At 59.1% G+C, this 269-nt stretch carries 1 protein-coding gene; it reads right to left on the reverse strand.

Features of this window, described 5'->3' with window-relative positions:
* The coding region (locus tag SB756_RS30580; protein WP_410913306.1) for a type IV secretion system protein at positions 1-261 on the reverse strand (261 nt) is incomplete at its 3' end.
* Between the last annotated feature and the right edge of the window lie 8 nt (positions 262-269).

The raw sequence follows: 269 nt of genomic DNA on the forward strand, positions 1-269 counted from the left end.
GCTGCCGAGCTGCGTCTTGTAGTAGTCCAGCGTGTTGACGGCGTTCATCAGCCCATTGATGGTGGACTGCGCCTGATCCCAGATATACGCGGCCGGGGCCATCGTGTTCTGGAGCTGGTTCTGATACTGCTGGAGCTGGGTGCTGTACTGCTCAATTTGCTTGAGCGTTTGGGCCACCGATTCGATGGCCGTCATGATGTTCTGCGACAGGTTGGTGCCGTCGATGACAGGGATACCCGCCTGCACAGGCGTGATGACGATGCAGCCGG

The organism is Pseudomonas sp. SIMBA_068 (assembly GCF_046534705.1).
Lineage (GTDB): Bacteria > Pseudomonadota > Gammaproteobacteria > Pseudomonadales > Pseudomonadaceae > Aquipseudomonas > Aquipseudomonas putida.